General features: G+C 68.5%; 15 protein-coding genes. 6 read left to right on the top strand and 9 right to left on the bottom strand.

What is annotated here, in order from left to right; all coding sequences use genetic code 11:
* Positions 1 to 5: 5 nt before the first annotated feature.
* Positions 6 to 245, bottom strand: coding sequence for an ATP-binding protein (locus tag OV287_RS40515; RefSeq protein WP_267539384.1), 240 nt, complete (start codon positions 243 to 245; stop codon positions 6 to 8).
* Between the two features lie 65 nt (positions 246 to 310).
* Between OV287_RS40515 and OV287_RS40510 the strand changes: the two genes are divergently transcribed.
* The 3 genes from OV287_RS40510 (at position 311) to OV287_RS40500 (ending at position 2,971) form a co-directional block, all read left to right on the top strand.
* Positions 311 to 949, top strand: a complete 639-nt coding sequence (locus OV287_RS40510; RefSeq protein ID WP_267539383.1) for a reverse transcriptase domain-containing protein — start codon at positions 311 to 313, stop codon at positions 947 to 949.
* Positions 950 to 958: 9 nt separating this feature from the next.
* Positions 959 to 1,531, top strand: a complete 573-nt coding sequence (locus OV287_RS40505) for a group II intron maturase-specific domain-containing protein (protein ID WP_267539382.1) — start codon at positions 959 to 961, stop codon at positions 1,529 to 1,531.
* 249 nt (positions 1,532 to 1,780) lie between these two features.
* Complete coding sequence (locus OV287_RS40500) at positions 1,781 to 2,971, top strand: ISAzo13 family transposase (protein ID WP_267542308.1); 1,191 nt, start codon at positions 1,781 to 1,783, stop codon at positions 2,969 to 2,971.
* Positions 2,972 to 3,141: 170 nt separating this feature from the next.
* Here OV287_RS40500 and OV287_RS40495 read toward each other — a convergent pair whose 3' ends face one another.
* Together OV287_RS40495 and OV287_RS40490 are read right to left on the bottom strand one after the other, a co-directional pair.
* Positions 3,142 to 3,834: a LytR/AlgR family response regulator transcription factor gene (locus OV287_RS40495; RefSeq protein ID WP_267539381.1), complete on the bottom strand. Its 693-nt coding sequence runs from the start codon at positions 3,832 to 3,834 to the stop codon at positions 3,142 to 3,144.
* On the bottom strand, positions 3,831 to 5,516 hold the full coding sequence (locus OV287_RS40490; RefSeq protein WP_267539380.1) for a sensor histidine kinase: 1,686 nt from the start codon (positions 5,514 to 5,516) through the stop codon (positions 3,831 to 3,833). The genes OV287_RS40495 and OV287_RS40490 overlap by 4 nt, the downstream gene beginning before the upstream one ends.
* 140 nt (positions 5,517 to 5,656) lie before the next feature.
* On the opposite strand from OV287_RS40490, the gene OV287_RS40485 reads away from it, so the two are divergent.
* Positions 5,657 to 7,063 carry an alpha/beta fold hydrolase gene (locus OV287_RS40485; protein WP_267539379.1) on the top strand — a complete coding sequence of 469 codons (1,407 nt, stop codon included), beginning with the start codon at positions 5,657 to 5,659 and terminating at the stop codon, positions 7,061 to 7,063.
* Positions 7,064 to 7,394: 331 nt separating this feature from the next.
* Here the strand turns inward: OV287_RS40485 and OV287_RS40480 are convergent, their stop codons facing one another.
* The 6 genes from OV287_RS40480 to OV287_RS40455 all read right to left on the bottom strand — a co-directional run bounded on the left by OV287_RS40480 (position 7,395) and on the right by OV287_RS40455 (position 12,964).
* Positions 7,395 to 7,589 carry a hypothetical protein gene (locus OV287_RS40480; RefSeq protein ID WP_267539378.1) on the bottom strand — a complete coding sequence of 65 codons (195 nt, stop codon included), beginning with the start codon at positions 7,587 to 7,589 and terminating at the stop codon, positions 7,395 to 7,397.
* Between the two features lie 169 nt (positions 7,590 to 7,758).
* Positions 7,759 to 7,962 carry a mersacidin/lichenicidin family type 2 lantibiotic gene (locus tag OV287_RS40475; protein ID WP_267539377.1) on the bottom strand — a complete coding sequence of 68 codons (204 nt, stop codon included), beginning with the start codon at positions 7,960 to 7,962 and terminating at the stop codon, positions 7,759 to 7,761.
* Between the two features lie 206 nt (positions 7,963 to 8,168).
* The gene (locus OV287_RS40470) at positions 8,169 to 9,101 is read right to left on the bottom strand and encodes a transposase (RefSeq protein ID WP_267539376.1); all 933 of its coding nucleotides are present in this window, start codon (positions 9,099 to 9,101) and stop codon (positions 8,169 to 8,171) included.
* A gap of 324 nt (positions 9,102 to 9,425) precedes the next feature.
* A complete protein-coding gene (locus OV287_RS40465) occupies positions 9,426 to 10,802 on the bottom strand; it encodes a flavin monoamine oxidase family protein (RefSeq protein WP_267539375.1) in 1,377 nt (458 codons plus the stop codon).
* A gap of 31 nt (positions 10,803 to 10,833) precedes the next feature.
* Positions 10,834 to 12,798: a YcaO-like family protein gene (locus OV287_RS40460; protein ID WP_267539374.1), complete on the bottom strand. Its 1,965-nt coding sequence runs from the start codon at positions 12,796 to 12,798 to the stop codon at positions 10,834 to 10,836.
* Positions 12,799 to 12,835: 37 nt separating this feature from the next.
* Positions 12,836 to 12,964 (bottom strand): hypothetical protein, encoded by a 129-nt coding sequence (locus OV287_RS40455; RefSeq protein WP_267539373.1) that lies wholly within the window; start codon positions 12,962 to 12,964, stop codon positions 12,836 to 12,838.
* A gap of 334 nt (positions 12,965 to 13,298) precedes the next feature.
* Between OV287_RS40455 and OV287_RS40450 the strand changes: the two genes are divergently transcribed.
* Complete coding sequence (locus OV287_RS40450; protein WP_267539372.1) at positions 13,299 to 17,246, top strand: hypothetical protein; 3,948 nt, start codon at positions 13,299 to 13,301, stop codon at positions 17,244 to 17,246.
* A gap of 29 nt (positions 17,247 to 17,275) precedes the next feature.
* Complete coding sequence (locus tag OV287_RS40445) at positions 17,276 to 19,186, top strand: phage tail protein (RefSeq protein ID WP_267539371.1); 1,911 nt, start codon at positions 17,276 to 17,278, stop codon at positions 19,184 to 19,186.
* The last annotated feature ends 3 nt before the right edge of the window (positions 19,187 to 19,189 follow it).

The raw sequence follows: 19,189 nt of genomic DNA, 5'->3' as shown, positions 1-19,189 counted from the left end.
CCTGCTCAGGGGAGCGGGAGCTCCAGCGTGGCCACGGCGCCCTTGCCGGGTCCCTCGCTCTCCAACCTGAGGCTGCCCCCGAGCAGCTGCGCCGCCAGCGCGCTCGTGTGCAGGCCAAAGCCGTGGCCGTCCTTGCGCGTGGTGAAGCCGTGCACGAAGAGCTTCTCTCGCATCTCCGGCGCGATTCCCTTCCCATCATCCACCACCTGGATGCACGCTAGCTTCCCCTGCGCGGAGAGCCGCACGCCACGCGGAGGGAAGGAGAAGAGGGGAAAGGGAGCTGAGCACCCCAACGCACCGTTTCTGGGGATTGTACGTCCATCTCCTCAAGCGCGAGACACTCGAAGCCGCCTACCTGGAGGCCCGGCGTAAAGACGGAGCGCCCGGGGAAGACGGTGAGACGTTCGAGCGGATAGAGGAGACGGGCCGAGAGGAATTCCTCGCGCGGATAGCCGAGGAATTACGAACGGAAACGTATCGCCCCAGGCCCTATCGTCGGAGAGAGATTCCGAAAGAGGGCGGCAAAGTGCGCGTCATCTCGATTCCCTCCATCAGGGATAGGACCGTGCACGGAGCACTCCGACTGGTATTGGAACCCATCTTCGAGGCCGACTTCTCGGACAGTTCCTTCGGGGCGAGGCCGGGGCGCTCGGCGCATGAAGCGATAGAAACCGTGAGCCGGGGGCTGCGCCAGCGCAGGCACCGAGTCGTGGACGTGGACCTCAAGGGCTTCTTCGACAACATCCGGCACGACCGGCTGCTGGAGAGGGTGGCCCGACGAGTTCAGGACGACGAGGTGCTCGCCTTGGTGAAGCAGTTCCTCAAGAGCACGGGGGAGAAAGGGATACCGCAAGGCTCACCCCTCTCTCCTCTACTCGCCAACATCGCGCTGAATGACCTGGACCAGGCACTGGAGAGAGGAAGAGGCTATCTCGCCTATACGCGGTAGCTGGACGACATGGTGGTGCTCACCCCCAACTCACAGAAGGGACGGGAGTGGGCTGACCGAGCGCTGGAGCGCATCCGCCGGGAGGCGGAGGCAATCGGCGTGTCGCTCAACGCGGAGAAGACCCGGACGGTGACGATGACTGAGCCGGGAGCGAACTTTGCCTTCCTGGGCTTCGAGTTCCGGTGGGAACGCAGCCCGAGGACCGGGAAGTGGTATGCGCACACGAGTCCACGAAAGAAGAAGGTGACCGAGGTGCTGAGCAAGGTACGCGACACCCTACGAGCCGGCCGGGCCCTGCCGATAAGGGCGGCGGTGGAGAGGGTGAACGGAATCGTGCGCGGCTGGGTCAACTACTTCCGGGTGGGAAACTCGGGGCAGGCGTTCGGCAAGGTGAAGCAATACGTCGAGCGCAAGGTGAGACGATTCGTGGCGAAACGAGCGGGGCGAAGGGGACTCGGCTGGAAGCGGTGGAGTAGAGGGGTGGTGTACGGAGCCTGGGGCCTCTACGGAGACTACCGGGTGAGGTACCGCAACCCCTCGAAAGCCAGAGTCCAACCGAACGGAACCATAACCCTGGTGTGATGACGCCTTCGCGGTGAGCCGGATGCGGTAGTCCCGCCTGTCCGGTTCGATGTGGCGGGGATCGGAAACGGAGTGATGGTGGACCCTAAGGGGCTGTCGCAAAATAAGTGTAATGAAAGTGATAATGAGCCCACCAGGCAGGCAGCCATGGGGCTGGTCGCTGCGTAAGAGGCATTTCGTGGGCATGTTGTATGCGTGAAAGTAGATCTCGAAGCCTTGCGCGCCAAGTTCAAGGCCCTGGCCCCCATCATGGACGAGAGGGTCAGCCGCCTGTGGGCTGCGGCTGAAGTGGAAAGCCTTGGACGCGGAGGAACCGCAGCGCTCCAGCGGGCAACGGGGATCAGTGGTCGTCGCATCTGGAAGGGCAAGAAAGAGCTGGCGGAGCTTCGGCGGCAACCGCCTTCAAGGGCTTCAACGTCGCGAGTGCGTCGGCCAGGAGGAGGAAGAAGGCGCCTGAGCGCAAAGGACGCGAGGTTGCTGGGTGACCTCCAGGCGCTGCTCGAGCCGGTGACGCGCGGCGAACCGCAATCGCCGCTTCAATGGACGACGAAGAGCGTGAGGCACCTTGCGTCGGAGTTGAGAGAGCGAGGGCATGAGGTGAGTAGCGACACCGTCGCGCGGATGCTGCACGAAGCGGGGTATAGCTTGCAGGCTCCGCGTAAGGAGGAAGAGGGAGGCAGCCATCCAGATAGGAATGCACAGTTTCGTTACATCGCTCGACAAGCGAAGGCCTTTCAGCGGCGCCGACAACCAGTGGTGTCCGTCGACTCGAAGAAGAAGGAGTTGATTGGAAACTTCAAGACCCCGGGTCGGGAGTGGCAGCTCCAAGGCCAAGCGCCCAGAGTCAACGCCTACGATTTTCCGGATATGGCTGAGGGCAAAGCGATTCCCTATGGAGTGTATGACTTGGCCCGTGACGAGGGCTGGGTCAACGTTGGGACGGACCATGACACTCCTGAGTTCGCAGTCCAGTCGCTTCGGCGTTGGTGGCTCACGATGGGCAGGCATGCATATCCTCATGCAAGAGAGCTTCTGGTGGTAGCGGATGCTGGGGGTTCGAACTCGGCACGGTCGCGGGTATGGAAGAAGTGCCTGCAAGAATTTGCAGATGCCACGGGGTTGAAGGTCTCCGTCAGCCATTACCCTCCGGGCACGAGCAAATGGAACAAGATCGAGCATCGACTCTTTGCCCAGATCACGCTCAACTGGCGAGGCCGACCGCTAACGAGCTATCAAGTTGTCATCAATCTCATCGGCAGCACCACGACACGCACGGGACTGTGTGTTCGGGCTGCCCTGGATACGAGGGAGTACCCCCTTGGCGTTCGCGTCAGCGCAGCGGACTTTGGGCAACTGAACATCCGAAAGAAGCGGTTTCACGGGGAATGGAACTACTCGCTCTCTCCGAGACGGCAAGCGAGCGCTCAGCTGGTGAAATAATTACACTTATTTTGCGACAGCCCCTAAACGGGCACGAAGCTGGAAACGGCGGATACAGCCAAGGGCCTCCTGCACACCACCGCGCCGATCCTCGACCCGACCACCGATTCCGGACACCGATTCCGCCCTCCCTGGCGCTCGGGGTCCCCTGGCCGCCGGCGAAGCACAGCCTACGCTTCCAGCCGTTTGCGCAACACTCCCAACCGGCTGCGGCCCACCGGCAGTCGCGTGCCGTCCTGGAGCTCCACCGCGGCGCGCGAGCCCTCCGAGGTGACGAGCTCACGGATGTCCGTGACGCGGACGAGATAGGAGCGGTGGATGCGGAGGAAGTCCGCGGGGAGCAGCTGCTCGAGCCGCTCCAGGCTCTTCTCGCTCAGCTCGGTGCCGCCTCCGCGCAGGACGAGCTCCGCATAGTCGCCAGCGCCCTGGATGTACGCCACGGAGTCCAGAGGGACGAGGACCACGCCTCCGCCCTTCCTCACCGCGAGGGTGCGCAACGGAGTGGCCGCGCGGCTTCCCACGCGGGCGAGCGCGAGCGCGAGCCGCTCCGGCGTGTATGGCTTTGGCACGAAGTCCAGCACCCCCAGCTCGAAGGCGCGCAGCGCCTGGTCGGTGTTCGCGGAGACCACCACCGTCTGGAATGCGCCCGCGGCCGCCTCCGTGAGCAGCGCGAAGCCGTCCTCGCCCGAGAGGTTCAGGTCCAGCAGCAGCACGTCCACGTCGCGCTCGGCCAGCAGCGCGCGCGCCTCGTTCAGACTCGCGCACACGCGCGGGGGCGGGGCGTCCGGCCCCAGCCGCTGCTCGCACAGCCGCGCGAGGCGGCGCGCCGCCAGTGGCTCGTCCTCCACGATGAGCAGCCTCACGCCGGCACCTCCACCCGCGTCATCCACCCCGCCTCCGTGGGCCCGTCCTCGAGCCGCCACGCGCCGGGGAAGGCCTCCTCCAGGCGCGCGCGCAGGTAGCGCGAGCCGGTGCCCTCACCACCACCCCGGGGTGTGCCCGTGCCCGAGGGGGCGAGGAAGATGTAGCGCCGTCGCGGCCGGGTGCCCTCGGCGACGAGGCTGCCCTCGAGCCGGAACGTGTGGGGCGAGACGTAGCGGTTATGGCTGAAGGCGTTCTCCAGCAGCGTGTGCAGCAGGGCAGGGGGGACGGGGGCCTCGATGTCCACGCCCGCGGTCTCGAGGTGGAAGGCCGTGCCCTGCCGGCAGCCCATGACGTCCAGATGGGCGCGGCACAGCTCGAGCTCGCGGGCGAGCGGAATGGTGCGCTCACCGGAGACGGCGAGCAGGTGCCGGTACACCGCGCCCAGGGCCTCGATGAAGCGGACGGCCTGCGCGGGCTCCGTCTCCACCCACTCACTCAGCGCGGCCAGCGTGTTCATCAAGAAGTGGGGCTGCAGGCTGCGCTTGAGCAACTCCAATTGCAGGCGCTCCGCGACGCGCGTCGCGCTCTCCAGCCGCTCCTGCTGACGGCGCTGCTGCTGGGCATGCACCGCCGCGAGACAGAGCAGCAGCCCCCCGAAGGCGAGGAAGAAGCCGAGCTCGGAGAAGCCCCAGGGGGCCAGCATGTAGAGCGTCCCGGTCAAGCCCAGCCCCACCAGTGCGCCCAGGGCCCCCTTCTCCCCGCGGCGCCACGCGCGCATCGCGAGCACCATGGAGACGGTGAGCGAGGCCCCGAGCGCGACGCCATTCTTTCCATCGAAGCCCCGGACGAGGACGAGCGAGAGCAGCCCCAGCCCGAGCCCCGCCCACCGCAGCCAGCGGCGCGGCTCTCCGAAGGCCGCGTGCACGGTCGCTGGCAGCAGCGCCGACACGGCGAGCGCCGCCGCCGCCAGCAGCCGCAACCGCGGCGCGTGCAGCGGATAGGGGTAGTTGGCGAGCCCGCGCCAGGCTTCCAGCAGCAAGAGCGCCGCGGCGGCGAGGCACAGCGCGCCGAGCAGCAGCGTGGCGAGCCCACCGTGAGAGAGCCTCACGCGCGCGAGGTGGTAGAGCCCCATCAGCACCAGCGCGCCCAGCGTGCAGAGGGCGGGCACCAGGCCGAGCATCCGCGCCTGGGCGAGTGACGCCGCCTCGCCTGCCCGCAGGTGGTGGACGATGCCGACGGGCTGGAAGCCGAGCCGGTGCGACGAGATGCGCAGCGTCAACAGGTGAGTGCCTGGCGCGCTGAGCTCGGGCGGCAGCGGGAGCAGGGCGTCGACGCGTCCCGGCACCTCCTCCTCGGGCGTGCGCCCCACCTGCCCGTTGCGGCCCAGGGGCACGCCGTCCCACCAGGCCTCCCATGAGCCGAGTACGGACAGGGCGAGGGCGGGCGTGGGCGCCCCGTCTTCACGCACGGGGACCTCCACCTGCGTGCGCATCCAGAAGGGGCCGGCTCCTTCGTGCACCTCATCGCGCTCCACCGTGCGCCAGCCGCGCGCGTCCCCGGAGAGCGCCACCTCCACGGGGAGGTCCTCCGCGTGCACCTGCACCTGCCGCGGGGTGGGCAGGGCAGACGAGGAGGCGAGCGAGAGCGCGAGGCATCCCGCGACAAGGGCGGACGACATCATGAGCCTCATCATACCCGGCCCGGCTCCGCCGCCCCCGAGCACTCCGGCGACGGCGCGAGACGTTGGGCGACCGGCACCCCACGCATCGCGCCAGTCACCGCATCCTCGTCGGCGTACCCCGCTCCCTCGGAGGAACGCCCATGCGTGCCGTGCTCCTGCTCTCACTCCTCGTTCCACTGTCGCTCGCCCAGGCCCAGGGACTCCAGTTGCAGCCCCACACCTTCCAGGCCCGCGACGGTCGCGAGGTCCAGGCCGAGCTGGGCACCGTCACCGTGCCCCTGCGCCACGCCCGCCCCGAGGGCCCGGTCCTGCCCCTGCGTTTCGTGCGCTTCAAGAGCACGAACCCCTCGCCCGCGGCGCCCATCGTCTACCTGGCCGGTGGCCCGGGAGGCTCCGGTATCGATGCCGCGCGCCATGGCCGCTTCGAGTTGTTCCTCGCCTTGCGCGAGGTGGCCGACGTCATTGCGCTGGACCAGCGCGGCACCGGCGAGTCGAACCCCCACCCCGAGCTGGCGCAGCCCTGGGCCATCCCGCTCGAGCAGCGCGTGGACGAGGCACGGCTCACCACCACGTTGAGGAAGGCCGCCGCCGAGGCGAGCCGGACCTGGTCCACGGCGGGCGTGGACCTGGGCGCCTACACCACCGTGGAGAGCGCCGACGACCTGGATGTGCTGCGCAAGGCGCTGGGCGCGCCGAAGCTCAACCTCTGGGGCATCAGCTATGGCACGCACCTGGGCCTCGCCTACCTGCGGCGCCACGCACAGCATGTGGACCACGCCATCCTCGCCGGACTCGAAGGGCCGGATGACACCTGGAAGCAGCCTGCACACGCGGAGGCGCTGCTCGAGCGCTGGGAGGTCGTGTTGCGCGCCGAGGGTGAGCGCGGGCCGGGCCTGAAGTCGCGGCTGGCGAAGCTGTTGAAGGCGCTCGAGCGCGAGCCTCCCACCGTTCAGTTCACAGACCCGGCGAAGGGTGAGCGCCACACCTGGCGGGTCAGCCCCTTCGACCTTCAGCGCGCCACCTTCGAGTCCCTCCGGGACCCCGCCACCTTCCGACGCTTCCTCGCCCTGCTGCCGAGCCTGGAGGCGGGGGACTACGAGCCGATGGCCCCCTTCGCGCGGATGCTGCGTGAAGGAGTGCTGAGGCCCATGTCGCTCGCCATGGACGCGGCCTCCGGTGTGAGCCCGGCGCGAGCCGCCCTCATCAAGAAGGAGGCGGCGAAGGCACTGCTCGGTGGCAGCGCCAATCCGGGAGCCTTGCTGGCGGGGGATGTGCCCGGCGTGAGCGACCTGGGCGAGTCCTTCCGCGGCCCGCTGAAGGCGTCAGTGCCCGTGCTCCTCATCAGCGGCACCCTGGATGGGCGCACGAGCCCCGACAACGCGGAGGCCCTGCGCCCCGGCCTCTCCCGGGCCGTGCATCTGGTGCTGGAGGGCTCGGGACATGACGGCCTCTTCCAGTCGGACCCGCGCATCCTCGAGCGGATGAAGTCCTTCCTGAAGGGCGAGTCGCTCCGTGATGAGCGGCTGGAGATCAAGGTGAAGCCCTGAAGTCGCTCCCCTGCTGGCCCAGGCTCGCGATTTCGCCTGGGCCCATGCAGTGTCTCAGCGAGCGCGGACCGTGCAGGACGTTCCCCCAATCAGGAGAGAAGGGGCCCGGGAAGGTGTCAAAGGAGTCGTTCCAACACTTCGTCTCTTACGAATCGTCTGACATCCTTCCGGACATCCTTCCGGGCCTACGACTCAGAATGCACAGCGAGGCTCGAGGGGAGGGGAGGAGAGCGAAACCGGGGCCAGATGCGAGCGGCCCCGCGCCCCTTACCCCCCTGTGTCAGGGTAGTTGACGCCTGGGCTCGCGCGCGCTGCACGGCCGCTCAATCGGTCATGTCCATCTCGTCTCCGGCGTCGTGGATTCGATGATGATGGGGCGGGTCACGGTCAAGACGAGCTGCGACCGCCGTCCGCCCACCGCGTCGCCCAGCTCGTCGTCCTCCAACTCGGTGATGGCTCTTCCGGACAGGTTCTCTGGAGGCGTGGAGGGATCCTTCCATGCTCGGGTGAGCAGCTCTTGGTTCATTTCATCTCCTGGGTTGTGCCTTGGTAGAGCGCTGGAGCTACACCTTGTTGGACGGACCAGCCTCCGAGAGTGACGACAGATTCCCTGCCGAGCCATGGACCCGGCCGAAGGGAGCCATCCGGACGCAGGCTGAGGAGAGCCTCCCTGGCCGGGCGGCTGGCCACATCAGTCAAAAGCCGTTCGAGATGTCGGACGCGGTCGGGTTGAACCTGGGGCGGGAACGCCCGCCCACCACGCCGCCCAACTCTTCGTCATCCAGCTCGCTGATGGGCCTCCCGGACGGAGTCTCCAGAAGCGTGGTGCGTAGAGGGGCGGAAAGCCGGGCCCGGAAGGAGGGCTCCTCCCTTGCTCGGGTGAGCAGCTCTTGGTTCATTTCATCTCCTGGGTTGTGCCCTGGTAGCGCGGTGGAGCCTCACCCGGTTGGAGGGACCAGGCTTCGGGCGTGACGGCAGGTTCCCTGCCGGGCCGCGGACCCGTTCGAAGGGGGGCCGTGCGGACACATGGTGTCGACACATGGCGTCGCATCGCCGTTGGCCCGGCCCTGAGAGGGTGTCCCTGAGAGGGTGTCCTGAGAGGGTGTCAAAGAATTTGAGCAACACGACCGGGCACGACACGCGGAGGGAAGGAGAAGAGGGGAAAGGGAGCTGAGAAATCCCCCAGCCGCCACCGAGCTGCCGCCTCGCGGAACGCCGCGACGAAGACACGGTACAGCTCGCGCAGTTCCTCCAACGCCCGTCGGGAGGAGGCATGCCCCAACGGTCGCGGGCTGCGCTTGCGGTGCTCGGGCCGGGTATGCGGGTGCTGAGAGCGCACGGCCCGTGCGCCCATGACAGGAGTGCCCCGCGTTTGGGCCTCAGCTTCCACCTGCTCCACAAGTCCCCGCACCAGGCCTTGCCGCTCCTCCACCTCCAGTCCTTCCCAGCACGGCAGTGGAGCCACCTCCAACTCTACCGGCTCGGCCCACTCCTGCGCGTAGCGACCCTGCACGGCTTCCATGCCCTCGCGTCCCCGCTTGCTCCAGCGCTTCGTCCAGTTGAACCACTGGAACAACCGCCGTGCCGGCCCCATCAATTGGGGCAAGCAGGTAAGGCCAGGCCACTCGGAGGTCCTCTCCACCAGCCCCTCCTTCACTCCATGGGCGAGCACGTAGCGCAGCCGCCCCACCAGAGCCGTGTCGTCCAGCACGGGTTCCGCGGAGTAGCGCCGCTCCCAGAAGCTTCCACTCCAGTCCACCAGCCGTCCTACCTTCTTGGAGAGGTTGGCGCGCAGGTATTGCATGAAGTCCGCGAGCGCCGTACCTCGCGCCCACACCAACAGGTGAAAGTGATTGGAGGCGAAGGTAAAGGCGAACAGCCGTACGGTGCCGGCGCTCTGCTGGACAGCTCGCGCGAGCACTCCCCCCACCACCTCGTTCACCTCCGCGCTGGGACGCAGCAGCAGCCGTCCCTGGAAGCACCTGGAGGTGACGAAGTAGTAGCCCTCCTCTTGAAACATCCTCAGCGGCCAGCCCATCCCCCATCCCTCCTACGCTCCGCGACGTCGATGCACCGCGCAGGCCAACCGCAAGTCCCCAGAAACACGTGGAGGCCGGTAGCGTCACCTGTCCACGCTGAGTCTCTTTGGGACTCGAGTCCCGCGTTTCGAGTTCTTTGACACCGATTCCGAGACACCGATTCCGACACCGATTCCGACACCGATTCCGGATTCCGGGGACTCGAGTCCCGCGTTTCGAGTTCTTTGACACCGATTCCGGACACCGATTCCGGACACCGATTCCGCGTGGTGTTGAGGATTACGCCGCCATAGCCCAAGAGAGCCAGGCCCCTGCCGCGCACCTCATGGGCGCGTGGCCAGGATTTCGGCGGCGGCACGGCGACCCGATAAGAGTGCCCCCTCCATCCATCCGGGCATGGGGGAGGTCTGGTCCCCGGCGAAGTGGAGCCGTCCCTCGGCGCTCGCGAGCGCCGAGCCCCACTCCGTGAGCTGTTTCGGACGGAACCACGCGAAGGCGCCCCGGGCCCAGGGGTCCAGGTCCCAAGCGTAGGACGCTCCGGCCTGGACCTCGGAGGCGAGCTCGGGCGCGACCTGGCTCATGCCCCGCACCACCATCGCCAGGCGCTTCTCCTCGGAGAGCCGCGCCGCCGCGCGGGCCCGCGGGCCCGCGATATAGGCCTCGAGGAGGCCCGAGCGTCCGGGCTGCGTCGGTGAGGCGTCGAGGACGTGCATGATGGGCAGGTCCGTCAGCCACGCAAGCGACCACCCCCGCTCTTCCCAGAGGCGGCGCCGGAACTGGACGAAGACGCGCACCACCGAGGTGTGCTCGAGCTCACGAACCGCTCTCGCCTTTCGCTCCGAGAGCGCGGGGGAAATTTCCACTTCGCGAAGGACCGGGAACGGGATGGCACACACGAGGCGCTCCGCCGTGAACGTGCACGGCTCGCCAGCGCTACCGACACAGTGCACACGCACCGTCGTGGGGTCCTGCTCGATACGGCGCGCGGCCCACCCGAGTCGAAGCCGCTCACCCAGCGATTTCGCGAGAGCGGCGGGAAGCCGGTCGCTTCCACCACTCAGGGTGTAGACGCCCGAGGCGCCCGCGCCGTTGGCCAGCACCTCCCGCCGGAGGGCGCCGAGTGCCGAGCTCGCGTCCACGCCATCGCCGAGGAGGTCGAACCGGCCCAGGCTCAGCGCCTCGATTGCCGCTGGCGAGGCGCCTCGTGCCACGAGTGCCTCGCGCATGGTCAGTCCATCGAGGTCGGTGGCGCTCGAGCCGGGCCAGGACGCATGGAAGGGGTCACCGACGGCCTCCAGGAGCGGAGCAACGTACTCGCGATAGAGGTTCGCCAGGCCGAGCCGCTGCTCGTCGGGCCTCAAGGCATACGGGAAGCACGCCTCACTGCCCGCGGAGGCCACGATGCGGCGTTGCTGGAGATGGAACAGCCGCGAGCCAGGCCGCGGAGGCGCCGGCAGCGGAGTGAGCTCCAGGCCGAACCGCTTCGCGTAGCCGAGGACGGTCGAATGCCCGCCGAGGACGTACATCCCGCCCGCCTCGGCGTACTGCCCGTCGAGGAACGGCTGACGCAGCGTCAGCACCCGGCCGCCGACCCGAGGGCGCGCCTCCAGCACGAGGACGTCCCGCCCCGCGAGCACCAGCTCATGTGCCGCCGCCAGCCCCGCGAGTCCGGCTCCAAGGACGATGATGCGCTCGCTCATTCGTGGCCTCGCCTCCCGGCTCCGCGTGGGCTCACGCGAGCGGAAGCACGTAGGGGTTGAGATGCCCTCGCCGGACCTTGAGCGGTGAGGGCGGCGGCCCCGGATTCCGCGGTGGGAGGCGGTGTGGGAGCAGTCCGCTCCCGAGGCGTAGCAGGCTGGGGGTGAACGCCAGGGGCTGCGTCCCGAGGACCAGCGCCTGACAGGTCCGGAAGGGCGCGGCCGTCGCCAGCGTGAGGTCGATGATGAGCGTGCGCAGCCCGTCCCGACGGAGCCTCGGGATGAGGGCTCCCGCCGAGTCAGGGACGACACGGCGTGGGAGCGCCACCGGTGGCCCGTCGAGGAACAGCTCGACCGCGCTCCGCATGGCCGGGTTCAGGTAGAGCATCGTGATATCGATCAAGGACTCGATGTCCTGGTAGCCCGCCAGCTTGGGGGGACGCTGGAGCGCCTCGAAGTCAATCTCGAGCTCCCTGGGGAGCGACAGCGCCTCCGTCACCATCCTCATCTCTCGGAGGGCGCGCCGCACGGCCTCTTCCGGGGCACCCGCCGCCGCGGCGGTGAGCAGCGTTCCACCCTTCGGAAAAGGCCCCTCTCCCGTGGCCTCGGCGATGAGCGCGATGACGTGAAGGCTGGCGCGGCCGGCCAGGTAGGAGAAGTGCAGGTCCCACCCGGCATCCCTGAAGAAGCGTTGTGTCCCCGCCTCGAGGGGGACCGTCCGCCTGTCGATGCGCTGGGCGCCCTGACCCCGGTACCAGGCGAGCTGGAGGGCATCGCGCTCCGCCACCTCCAGGAGCGCGGAGCGCAGCGCGGCGTCATCGCGCGTGTGCGTCGCGACCCCGTTCGATGAGCCGCACACGAAGCGCGGCCCGGCGAGTCGCTCCGAGGTCGTGAAGGCGGCTGGAACGAGCAGCCGTTCCCCAGACCCGGCGTCCGTGGCCCAGAGCCAGTCGAGCGGCGTGTCCTCGGTGACGGGCGCATAGGGAAAGCCCGGGCTCGCATACTGCTCCGGGGTGTAGAGGTCCCAGTCGCGCAGCGGCAGGAATGGCCTCCCGAGCGCACGTGCCGGCGTGGCGCGGATGTCGGGCACCCGGAGGATGGCCGAAGCGCGCTCGATGACCTCGGCGCGCGCCGTCAGCTTCCGCTCCTCGAGCGACGCTCCGGTGCCGACCTGCGCGAGCAGTTGCCCCGACACGATGGGACGCCCCCGCTTCCGAGGGCGGAGGACGGCGGCACCCCAGGTCACGCTGAAGATGGGCGGAGTGCCCCGCCTGCCGCGAACAGTGGACTCGCGCGTGGTGATTCCCATCCGCTCCAGGGCGGCGCTCGCCATCCGGGCGATGTCCGTCATGACGGTGAGGTCCACCGCGCCCGCGGGAGGAGTGCACCCGCATCCCGCCGCGGCCCGGGGCCGGACGCGCCTTCCCCGCCGCTGTCTGTATGCGCCCTCCGTCCAGGTTTTCTCCTCAGTGGGCGGCCCTCCCAGCGCGGACCGGAGCGCCGCGAGCTCGGTGGACCCCAGGGCAATCACGGCGCGACGAGGAAGCGCATTCGCCAGGATGGCGGCCTCGGCGGGGGCATCGGAACCCTGGACCTCCCAGAGCACACCACACGCCATACACACGCCACGGCCAGCGCTCCGCCAGCCCCTGGCGCTCAGTTGAACGAGCGCTCCGTTGCCCGCGGTGATGTCCACCGTGCGAAGGGGGCCGAGGCGCAGCCTGCCGGCAATGCCCGATGCCTCACGGAGGGCGCGTTCATCCAGCAGTCTCGGGGCGCCCGGCCCGAAGGCTCCCTCCGCGGCGAGGCGCGCTCCGAGCCCAAGGGCGTCGGACCGGTCCACGCCAAGCCTCATGAGCTCGCGGGCAAAAGCGGCCTCTCCGCCACGGCGCAGCTTCCGGAGGATGGAGACGAGAAGAGGAAAAGGGAGGCCCCGTACTTCCAGCAGCGCCTTGCGCGTCTGGAGGACGGAGACTCCCTTGCTCACTTCGAGGAGCACGACACCTGTTTGAAGCCCCATGTCGTGCTGGAGGAAGTTACTTCTTCGAGGTGTGGGTGATGGTGCAGGTGTTGGTCTCGAGCGCCTTGAGCGCGGACTCCCTCAGGACGCGGACGGTGACCTTGATGGACTTCTTCGCGCGCTTCGTACGAGCAGGCTTCTTCATGATGGGCCTCCCTGGGTAATGGCGAAATGGTCGTCCCGGCCCGCACGTGAGTCAATGATTGATTCTTGAAATGCACCTTGTGCGGTGTGTTCCAGGCCCCGAGAGGGTGTCAAAGAATTCGAGCAACACGACCGGGCACGACACGCGGCGGGAAGGAGAAAAGGGGAAAGGGAGCTGAGGTGCTCGGGCCGTTTCGAGTTCTTTGACACCGATTCCGGCACGACTGAAAGACATACAACCCGCCTGTAGCCAGCCCTGGCGTAAACGCGGGATCCTTGTCAAGTCTTCAAAACGCTTATTGCGACTCTGAGTGAAGTTCCCTAAGCCCGGGGTCATGGCAACCACTTCGAGGCAAGGCTTCCTCCAGGTGCCCCTGCAATTGCAGGCACTGTGTCTGGATGGGGAACAGACCGTGGTCCGGGCGCTGGCGGACTACCGCAAGCTGCCGTCACTGCACGAAAAGGGCGACGTCGACGACCATCCCAACCTCAGCGGCGCCATCCTCACGCCGCCCTTCACGCGGGATCTGCTCCTGCCCGCGGGCATCCACCTGCACTGGATGTTGCCGTCCGTGCTCACGCGGGGCGAGAGCGACGCCTCGGGCATCCGCTTTCCCCAGGTGCCCAACCGCTGGCTCATCCTGCGCTCGGGCGGCGGTCAGCCCGAGAAGCAATGGGTGGTGGAGAGCGACTACCTCTACCCGGAGGGGTACGGCGACGAGTGGGAGCAGGAGGGCAAGGGCGAGGGAGACATCCCCGTCAATGTCATGGTCGTGCCGGATCCCGCGCCGGGCACGGGCCTGCGCTACCGCTTCCTCGGCCGGGCCCTGACGCTGGCGGACTGGCGCGCGGCCCGGGGACAGAGCGGCGCCGAGTACCTGGCGGATCTCACCGCCGTGGGCCCCGAGCCCCTGCTCAACGCGCTGGATCCGGTGCGCGCCACGTTCGCGTCCTTCTACCCGAACTGCCGTACCGTCTTCGGCTTCCATGACGCGGACTTCGCCACCGCCTCGCCCCCGGCGGACCTGCGCTATGACGTGCTCGGCTGGTACGGCGACGCCTCGCGCGACTGTCTGCTTCCGCTGCTGAACGCGGAGACGGACGCCGAGCAGCTCCGGCTGCGGCTGGACGAGGAGTTCCAGTGGACGCTCCCGCCGGGCGAGGTGCTGCCCGCGGCGTGTCTCTTCCAGGCACGGCTCACCTTCGCGCTCGGCGCCCGAGCACTCATGAACCGGGTGCGCTCGCTGGACAAGCCCCTGCTCTCGGTGGGCCAGACGGAGTCGGAGGCCCTGGCGGCGCTGCTCGCCCACCGCCGCGCGCCCGAGACGAATGAGGAGGCCCGGGCCGTGCGCCGCCAGGTGGAGGAGCAGCTCGAGGCGCTTCAGCTCACCGAGCGGCTGGAGGGGCTCACCCTGGACCTGGACGCGCGCCTGCTCGAGTCGCGTCACGAGCGGGGCTTCGCCTCGCACGCCGCGGGCATCCGCTGGGCGCTCAAGCCCCAGGCGGACGAGACCCAGGACGTCTTCGCCGCCCTGCGGCGCCGGCCCGTGCGTGCCACGCGCTCCACGGGCCTGCCGCCCGCGTGGATGGGCCAACTGGAGACGCTCAACACGCTCCAGGAGGAGTACCAGCGGGCCGGGGACGAGCTGGAGGCGCTGCGCCAGCGCATGTACACGGCCTGGTACGACGCGATGGACAGGCATGAGAACGTGAACGCGTCCTTCTTCGAGGAGTACGTCGTCCCGGTGCGCCAGCGGCTCACCACCCGGGGCGTGCTGAACCTGGGCGAGGGCGAGGTGTCGCTCGAGCCCGTGTCGTTCACCGTCGTCACCCGGCTGAGTGACTACTTCTCCACCTACGTGGACGTGCTCGACGCGGGGAGGCCCTTCGAGCTGTCGGACGAGGACGACGACTCGTACTGGACGTGGGCATTGGAGTTCCCCAACTGCCTGGGCCGGGAGCTGTCCGCCCAGCACACCGTCGCCGTGGTGAAGGCGGGCGAGGCCTGGGAGATCCGCGACCAGGGCGTGGTCTACCCCGTGCGCGCGAGCGCCGAGGGACTGGTGCTGGAGTTCCCCCCTGCTGCCACGAGCGCCGCGTCGCGGCTGGCCGAGGCGCTGCGGGTGCTGCGCGCCTCCGTGGCGGCCTACAACGCCACGCCCGAGGGCACCGCCGCCCCCTACCAGCTGCAGGCCCTGCCCGCGGCCCCCTATTGGGAGCCCGCCGAGCCCGTGCTCCTCCTGTCGGGTCCCGCGGCCCGGAGCGACCTGTGGGGCGACCTGAACGCGGCCACGTCCGCCCCTCGCCAGCTCACGTGCCAGCATGTGGACCTGACGCTGAACCTGGCGGACCTGCCGGACGCCACCCTCACTGCCCTGCGCACGCACCTGGCGGGCCTGGAGTCGCGGGGGAACGTCTGGACCCAGACGCCCTGGAGCCCGTTCATGATGAACTGGCACTTCCGCGTGTCGCCCGCCGGCCGCGATGACAATGGCGACTACGACCCCGGGCTGCTCCAGCGCCACTACCAGCTGGACACACGCGCGGTGGACCAGACGCTCCAGGCCGGGCACGAGCAGGATTTCGCGAAGGAAGGCAGCATCTACAGCGGCATCAGCCTGCTCACCCCCGGAGTCAGCCTGGAGGTGGGCGGCCGCTTGCGGCGCTACCTCGCCCAGGAGGTGCTGGAGGACTACTACACGGCACAGAACGTCCCCGCCGATGACCGGCACGAGGGCTACCTCGACGAGCACTTCGACGCCATCCGCGACTGGTACGTGGCGCGCCAGGGCGGCACCACGCCAGGGGTCGAGGATCCGGTGTACACCGCGCTCTGGACCTTCGGGGAGCTGCGCTCCACGCCGTGCCTCGCGCAGTCGCTCGGCCACTTCAACCAGGTGCTGATGCTGCGTGAGCCCACGCTGCAGCTCAAGATCAGCGACCCCTCGGCATCCCGGGACACCGAGCAGTTCTTCTACACGGAGACGGTGCGAGACGCGATGGGCTCCACCGTGCAGCACCGCCCCCTGACGCTCGACATCTTCAACCCCCTGCGCAGCGGCGCCTTCGCCCTCAATGGCCTGTGGCTCGTGGACACCTTCGGGCAGGTGAAGGAGGTGGTGGACCTGGAGACGCCGGAGGACACACGCGTCATCACCACCGACGAGCTGGTCCCGCCCGCCACCGCATTGGGTCAGCACATGCTGCTCCCCCCCCGCTTCAACCAGCCCGCGCGCCTGCGCTTCGACTTCCTGCCCGCCAAGGACGTCCAGGCCCAGCGCGCAACGGAGCACCCGGACACCAACCCCGTGTGCGGCTGGGTCCTGGTGAACAACCAGGACCGCGCGCTCGCGGTGTACGACCAGGCGGGACGGGCGCTCGGCGCCATCGACCAGGGCGGCAACTGGCGCACGGCACCGGGCACCCGCGCCGCCGTGCGCACGAACGCCCAGGGCCTGCCGGAGTTCGCCAACCCCCATCTGCAGCGGGTGGTGCGGCACGTACTCGCCCAGGGCGAGGACTTCCTGCGCCTCTTCCTGTCCACCCAGCGCACCGCCCTGGAGACGATTGATCCGGCCGCCTACGCCGAGCACCCGAGCCGCGCGCTGCTCATGGCCCGCCCCGTGGCCGTGGTGCGCGCCGCGTTCACCCTGGAGCTCAAGGGGCCGCCCGCGTTGGATCCCAACGCCCTCGCCGATGGCGTGGACACCACGCGCGGCGTGGAGAGGTTGAAGGTGCCCATCCGCTTGGGCGAGTTCGGCCAGTTGGATGACGGGCTCGTGGGCTACTTGCGCGAGAGTCCGGACGGGGCCGGGGGCTACACCTACGCGCAAGGCGGCACGTTCTTCTCGCCGCAGATGGGCTCGGTGGGCCACCCGCTCATCAAGACCTATAGCAACGAGTCCCTGCTCATGCTGCGCACCGCGGCGGACCCGGCCCAGCACGTGACGATGCTGCTCGACCCGCGCGGCCAGGTGCATGCCACCACGGGCCTGCTCCCGAGCGAGCAGCTCCGCCTGCTGCCCGAGTTCTACGCCCAGGCGCTCGCGGACCTGGAGGTGAGCTTCCTCACCGCGCCCCTGCTCACGGACCAGGGCACGCTGCGGCTGCCCGTGCCCGAGGAGCCCGGCCTCACCTGGTCCTGGACGACGCGCCAGCCCGACGGGGCCTGGACCGAGACAAACAAGCTCGACCCCGTGAACCCCCGCGCCGCCTTCTCCGCGACCCAGGAGGTCCGCGAGGGCTGGCTGATGCTGCGCCGCTCGGAAGAGTCCGGCTCCTGAGCGGAAAACGAGACCAAGGAACGACATTCATGGCCGACGAGAAACCGAAGAAGAAGCCGTTCGCCTTCGAAGTCAGCTACGAGCTGTTCAACGCGCGGGAGGAGCGCCTGCGCGAGGTGCTGCTCATCGAGAACCCGGGCTCGGGGCAGGTGATGCAACTGGGCATCGCCAACGCGCTGGTGGCGGAGAACGAGCGCATCACCCTGCATCAGCGCACGAGCGCGAACGCCACCACGAACCATTTCCGGCTGCGCTTTCCGCAAGGGACCCTGGCGCGGCGTACGGTGGGCGTGGAGGGCGAGGACTGGCTGGTGTCCCGCGTGGACAACCAGGACGGGACCACGGACGTATTCCTGTCCTGGGGCAGCCCGGACGTGACGCTCGAACCGGGGGAGTGGCTCACCTTGGGACTCAAGGGCGTGTCGGCGGAGCCCGGCGTGGGCGCCCAGGTGGTGATGGAGCTCAAGTGGCCCAAGCCCGAGACCGATCCGGCGACCTCCTCGGCCCTGACCATCTCGCCGACCGGGCCGGGACAGCCCGGGGACTACGAGCTGGAGGCCCAGAAACCGCTCGGTGTCCGCAACCGCCGGGGCAAGCCGGACTGCCCCCTGCGCGCGGGCTTCGCGGGTGCCAACCAGGTGCTCAACGTGGGCAACGAGATGAGCACACTGTACTTGCGGCTGTCCAACGAGGCACCCGCGGGCAGCCAGGGCGGCACGCTGCGCTTCGTGTACGACGCGAACGAGCCCACGCGCACGTCCCGGCTGGTGGTGGCCCTGCCCGTGGGCACGGTGGCGGATTCGCCGTGGGCCCTGGGCACCGAGCAGCAGGTCAAGGACATCACCTTCTCCACCCTGACCGATTGGAACCGCTCGGCCGCCACGCTCAGCACGGACGGGGCCTGGATGGAGTGGACCTTCACCCCCACAAAGGAGGTGACGCTCGCGCCCCGGGAGTTCCTGCAACTGCAATTGAGCAAGCTGGTGACGTTGCATCCGAACGGCCCGACGCAGCTCCTGGTGCGCTATGAGAACGTGCCTGGCTTCTGGGATGGCGAGCGAATGTGTGTCATCGAGAAGGCACCGCTCGTCTTTGGCCGGAGAGGCCTGCTCCACGACTATTCGAGCCACGTGGGCATTGGTGACGCGACCCCCACGGCCCGGCTCTATCTGAAAGGCGGGCACCTGCGCCTGCACAACGCAGAGATCCAGAACGAGGGGCCACTCATCTTCCGCTCGGACGCGGACAACACGGGAGACGACACCGCGGTCCGGTTCTTCAAGAAGGACGAGACGTCCGCCCTGATGCAGCTGAACGCCAATGGAGATCTGACCCTGACGGGTGATGTCCTTCCGTTCAATGGAAGTCTGACCATCAAGGGAAGCCTGACCGTCACGGAACGGGCGAAGGACAAGACTGGCTGGCTCGTACCCGTGGGCACCATTGTCGCGTACGCAGGGCCCAACATCCCCGAGGGCTGGTTGCGCTGTGACGGCTCCACCCAAAGCAAGACCACGTATGCGGACCTGTACGCTGCCGTCGGGGATACCTACAAAGGCTCGCTCACGCCTCCGTCCGGACAGTTCTACATCCCCTCACTGCTGGCCCGAGTGCCGATGGGGGCCCATGTCATGTCACCCCACAACTACCCGCTGGGCACGCAGGGTGGCGAGTTCACTCACACGCTGACCATCAACGAGATGCCCGTGCACGACCATTTCGTGGATGACCCGGGACACTCCCATGTCATGGATGGGATCGATACGCCCAGCGGTTCAACCAACCTGGTGATCGACACCTGTTACAGGGGCAGTAGGTCGCCCCAAAGGCTCGATACGCACACGGTCAAGACAGGGGTCACGCTGCGGACCAATGGCGGAGGCCAGCCGCACAACAACCTGCAGCCCTACACGACCGTCAACTTCATCATCAAATACTGACAA

This window comes from Archangium lansingense (genome assembly GCF_026626635.1).
Taxonomy (GTDB): Bacteria; Myxococcota; Myxococcia; order Myxococcales; family Myxococcaceae; genus Archangium; species Archangium lansingense.
This window is presented reverse-complemented; position numbering and strand designations above follow the sequence as displayed.

Excerpts from the sequence above, each read along its gene's own strand:
- OV287_RS40475 (WP_267539377.1), bottom strand. The coding sequence starts at position 7,962 with ATGAACCAAGAGCTGCTCACCCGAGCAAGGGAGGAGCCCTCCTTCCGG.
- OV287_RS40465 (WP_267539375.1), bottom strand. The coding sequence starts at position 10,802 with ATGAGCGAGCGCATCATCGTCCTTGGAGCCGGACTCGCGGGGCTGGCG.
- OV287_RS40500 (WP_267542308.1), top strand. The coding sequence starts at position 1,781 with ATGGACGAGAGGGTCAGCCGCCTGTGGGCTGCGGCTGAAGTGGAAAGC.
- OV287_RS40450 (WP_267539372.1), top strand. The coding sequence starts at position 13,299 with ATGGCAACCACTTCGAGGCAAGGCTTCCTCCAGGTGCCCCTGCAATTG.
- OV287_RS40480 (WP_267539378.1), bottom strand. The coding sequence starts at position 7,589 with ATGAACCAAGAGCTGCTCACCCGAGCATGGAAGGATCCCTCCACGCCT.
- OV287_RS40445 (WP_267539371.1), top strand. The coding sequence starts at position 17,276 with ATGGCCGACGAGAAACCGAAGAAGAAGCCGTTCGCCTTCGAAGTCAGC.
- OV287_RS40490 (WP_267539380.1), bottom strand. The coding sequence starts at position 5,516 with ATGATGTCGTCCGCCCTTGTCGCGGGATGCCTCGCGCTCTCGCTCGCC.
- OV287_RS40485 (WP_267539379.1), top strand. The coding sequence starts at position 5,657 with ATGCGTGCCGTGCTCCTGCTCTCACTCCTCGTTCCACTGTCGCTCGCC.
- OV287_RS40470 (WP_267539376.1), bottom strand. The coding sequence starts at position 9,101 with ATGGGCTGGCCGCTGAGGATGTTTCAAGAGGAGGGCTACTACTTCGTC.
- OV287_RS40505 (WP_267539382.1), top strand. The coding sequence starts at position 959 with ATGGTGGTGCTCACCCCCAACTCACAGAAGGGACGGGAGTGGGCTGAC.
- OV287_RS40455 (WP_267539373.1), bottom strand. The coding sequence starts at position 12,964 with ATGAAGAAGCCTGCTCGTACGAAGCGCGCGAAGAAGTCCATCAAGGTC.